The sequence below is a fragment of the Candidatus Oleimmundimicrobium sp. genome (genome assembly GCF_030651595.1).
In the GTDB taxonomy this organism is placed as follows: domain Bacteria; phylum Actinomycetota; class Aquicultoria; order UBA3085; family Oleimmundimicrobiaceae; genus JAUSCH01.
The window spans coordinates 1-3,889 of the sequence record NZ_JAUSCH010000096.1 but is presented as its reverse complement, the minus strand read 5'-3'; the positions used below and the strand labels follow the sequence as shown (position 1 = coordinate 3,889).

Here is a 3,889-nt window from a genome sequence, read left to right as displayed (position 1 = left end):
ATTGTCCGGTACGGCAATAACCATCCTCATTTTGCCGGTCCCCGTTTTGGCATAGGGCATATCGGCAATCTCAACAACATCCGCTCCTGATTCCACGATGCAATCTTTCCCCGATATTCCTAAATCAAAATAGCCCTCTTCTACATATTTGGGTATCTCCTGTGGCCTTAAAATTTTAATCCTATCTATTCTCGGATCATTCACTGTCGGATTGTATTGACGACTTCCTTTCTTTATCGGAAGATCCGCCTGAGCAAAAAGCATCAGGGTTTGCTCCTCCAAGCTCCCTTTTGGTAGTGCGATACTTAACATATCCTCTCTCTCCCTCCAAATATCTATTCTATTTTTAACATTTTCCTTAAAAATTTGCCCGTATAAAAACAGAGGTTTTAACTACCTCTTCAGGCATTCCGGTTGCAACAACATACCCGCCTTAACTACATCCAATTAGTATTCGATTACTAAAACTGTGTTCCTTACCTCGACCGACTATATATCCCCTAAATTATGTTCTCTCGCATCACAAATCACAATTTTACCAGGCAAAAATATCCCTCTCGTAAATGAATTATACAATAGAAACTCTCAAAAATATTCAATGAGTATTAAAATCCACAACGAGCTAAATTAGCTGCAATAATTTGACTACCAGTAAAACTGGTGCTATAAATATCGTCAGACTAGTTTCTGGAAAACATTAATTCTTCATTAGGAAGTGACTCTGTTAAATGTCGTTGGCTTCACCGTCTGTTAATTTTTTAATCACCCTTCTGGGACTTGCTATTTTAATTGGTTTCTTCGGTGGTAGATTAGGTAAAAAAATTTTTAAAGCTCCTCAGGTGGTAGGTTTTATCATCATCGGTCTTCTACTCGGAAAATCATTCTTAGGTATCTTCAATGAGCAAACACTAAATAGTCTGGATATGATAAGCTCGTTTGCTCTTGCCTTCATAGGTTTTGCGATAGGCGGGGAAATGTCCATCGCGGTCTTTAAGAAACTCGGGAAGAGTATATTCACCATCACAATACTGGAAAGTCTTGGCGCCTTTATCTTTGTAACCATTGCCATCTATGCCTGCACACAAAAACTTACAGTCGCGCTTCTTTTCGGCGCATTAGCATCAGCTACAGCTCCCGCTGCAACGGTCGATGTCCTGCGAGAGTACGAATCATCGGGCCCTCTTACAACAACTTTATACGCGGTTGTGGGACTAGATGATGCCGCGGCAATTATAATCTATGCTTTCTCAGCCGTCATGATAAAAACACTTCTGGCCCATCAAAATATATCATCAGCTCTTCATCTTTTAGAGGGACCGCTTCTAGAAATAGGACGTTCTTTATTCATCGGAATACTTGTCGGCGCCATATTAGCTTATACGATTAAGAAAATTCACGATCGTGAAGCTTTAATGATCTTAGGAATCGGCTCGATAGCGCTCTGTACCGGACTGGCCTCAATGTTTCATTCCTCTTTAATTCTCTCAAATATGGCCATGGGGGCCACGGTTATAAATATTAATAAAAGAACGGAGATATTTGATGTCGTTCAAAGAATTACTCCTCCAATATTTGTCTTGTTTTTTATACTCGCGGGGGCACGACTCCAAATAAGTTTACTAGCAAAACTCGGCCTTATAGGATTGGCTTATATAATTAACAGAGTACTCGGAAAAAGTATCGGTACATGGGTCGGTGGACGCGTATCAAATGCACCGGAGACCGTCAGAAAATACCTCGGTTTTTGCCTCCTATCTCAAGCGGGCGTAGCTATCGGTTTATCTATACAAGCGCTCAGTGACTTTCAGCCATACGGCGCGGCAGGGCGAGAGCTTGGACTGTTAGCAATAAACGTAATCGCGGGCACAACCTTAATCTTCCAGATTATAGGACCGCCTTTTACTAAATGGGCAATTTTTAAAGCAAATGAAGTCCCCGAAGAAAAGAGGGAATTGGGATGAACAGACTGCCACATGCCGAAGTAAAAGAAATAATGAAAAAGAATGTCATAACCGTGAATGAAAATAATTCTCTTGATGAGCTTGCCGATAAGTTCAGGAAATACAATTTTCACGGTTTCCCCGTAGTTGACGATGAAGGTAAACTAAGCGGTATTGTCACGAAAAAAGACCTCTTAAAAATATATAGAAGGCAAAACCTTCAAAGCGTCTTTGCAGATCAAGTAAGAGACATAATGGTCTCTCCCGTAGTCACAGTGAGCCCTGATAACACAATATCCGATGTCATCGATGTAATGTTTGAGCACGCAAAAAGAATCCTGCCGGTTGTGGATGACGGAAAATTAGTCGGGATGATCTGTCAGCGCGATATTGTGATAAAGATCCTCGCCAAAGAACCCAAAAAAAAGTCCCAAAAGAGCATGATTTCAAAACTTACAAAGAGGATAATCCCGACTCGGAAGAAGTAAGTTCCTTTCTGGGTTCAGTAATCTCATCTCGCAACCCATAAGCCATAGCTGCTTCGCAGCTAATTGTAAAATGGAAATTGGAAATTTTAAAGTTTTGAAACCAAAAGGGAAACAATTTTGCAATTTAATATTTACAGTTTACAGTTTTTTTACCCATTACCCTTTACCCTATACCCATCAGTCGATAGTCTCTTAGTCGGGAGTTGGGAGTTTGTTTGTTTTTGCTCTCACTTTCTACTATCAGCCATAAGCTATTCGCCATCTGCCATAAGCCATAAGCTATCTGCCATAAAAGCCATATGCTATCTGCCATCCGCCCCTCCAAAGGCGGGCAGGCATTTGCTATCTGCCAATTATCTTTTCCCACAACTCATCAACTCTCTCTTTAAGCTTTTCTAATGTTCCTTCGTTTTCAATTACATAATCTGCATGTTTAAGGAGAACATCCTGAGGAGTTTGTATCTTCATCCTCGCTATAGCATCATCTTTTGAATAACCTCTTTTTAACAAACGTTCCAGACGAATTTTTTCATCGGCTACGACAACCAACAAAGAGTCAATCAATGAAAGAAGCTCGGTTTCAACAATTAGCGGTGCATCAATAACAACAACTTTTTCAGTAGGTAAGGTTCTTTGATACTTATCAAGCGTCTTCTTAATGCTACCTATTATTGCCGGATGAATAATATTATTTAAAATTACAAGTTTGCGTAAATCATTGAAAACAATCTTTGCAATTCTTTTTCTATCCAGCGTGCCGTCTTCTTTTAATACAACCCGACCAAATTCACTTACAACCTGGATAAATGTTTCAGAATTAGGAACAACTACATCGCAAGCTATAGCATCTGCGTCAATTATCCGAGCTCCTCGAGCAGCCAACATTTTTGCAACAGTACTTTTCCCAGAACCAATACATCCGGTTACACCTAAAATCAACACGATAAATCCTCCGTTTATCGATATTTAATTAAAAAATTCATAAATATTATTAGTTCTTTATAAAAAATCTATCATGGAAATAAAAATAAGGAGAAACTAAAACAAGTAAAAACGTAGCCAGTAACTATCTTGTTTTTAACCTTAATTCCCCGCTTTAAAAATCACTCATATATATGCTTATTCTTAAAATAAACGGAAAACGGAATTAAAATATCATGTGTCCTAAACCAGTGTTTTAATAAATTAGCTACTTCCTCAAGCTTATTTTAAAATCGTGTCATCTTCATTAATTACTCTTTTTTTTGAGCTCTCTCTTTTTTCATTTGTTGCAAAGCTTCTTCAAGTGAGCCTGGTTCAGGCACTACTTCCTCTTCTTCTTCTTCCTCTTCCTTTTTAACTTCCTCTTTAACTTCTTTAGGTTCTTCTATCTTTTCCTCTTTAACTTCCTCTTTTGCTTCCTCTTTAACTTCTTTAGGTTCTTCTATCTTTTCCTCTTTAACTTCCTCTTTAACTTCCTCT

At 38.7% G+C, this 3,889-nt stretch carries 6 protein-coding genes; 2 read left to right on the top strand and 4 right to left on the bottom strand.

Annotated elements, in window-relative coordinates; translation table 11 throughout:
* Positions 1 to 312, bottom strand: a 312-nt coding sequence (hisG, locus tag Q7U95_RS05820) for an ATP phosphoribosyltransferase (RefSeq protein WP_308752698.1), incomplete at its 3' end; no start/stop codon positions are given.
* 416 nt (positions 313 to 728) lie between these two features.
* Between hisG and Q7U95_RS05815 the strand changes: the two genes are divergently transcribed.
* Positions 729 to 1,961, top strand: a complete 1,233-nt coding sequence (locus Q7U95_RS05815) for a cation:proton antiporter (protein ID WP_308752696.1) — start codon at positions 729 to 731, stop codon at positions 1,959 to 1,961.
* Positions 1,958 to 2,428, top strand: a complete 471-nt coding sequence (locus tag Q7U95_RS05810) for a CBS domain-containing protein (RefSeq protein WP_308752694.1) — start codon at positions 1,958 to 1,960, stop codon at positions 2,426 to 2,428. The genes Q7U95_RS05815 and Q7U95_RS05810 overlap by 4 nt, the downstream gene beginning before the upstream one ends.
* 163 nt (positions 2,429 to 2,591) lie before the next feature.
* Here Q7U95_RS05810 and Q7U95_RS05805 read toward each other — a convergent pair whose 3' ends face one another.
* The 3 genes from Q7U95_RS05805 to Q7U95_RS05795 form a co-directional block, all read right to left on the bottom strand.
* A complete protein-coding gene (locus Q7U95_RS05805; RefSeq protein WP_308752692.1) occupies positions 2,592 to 2,741 on the bottom strand; it encodes a hypothetical protein in 150 nt (49 codons plus the stop codon).
* A 29-nt stretch (positions 2,742 to 2,770) separates the two neighbouring features.
* Positions 2,771 to 3,370 carry a dephospho-CoA kinase gene (gene coaE, locus Q7U95_RS05800; protein WP_308752690.1) on the bottom strand — a complete coding sequence of 200 codons (600 nt, stop codon included), beginning with the start codon at positions 3,368 to 3,370 and terminating at the stop codon, positions 2,771 to 2,773.
* Positions 3,371 to 3,660: 290 nt separating this feature from the next.
* Positions 3,661 to 3,889, bottom strand: a 229-nt coding sequence (locus tag Q7U95_RS05795) for a hypothetical protein (protein WP_308752688.1), incomplete at its 5' end; no start/stop codon positions are given.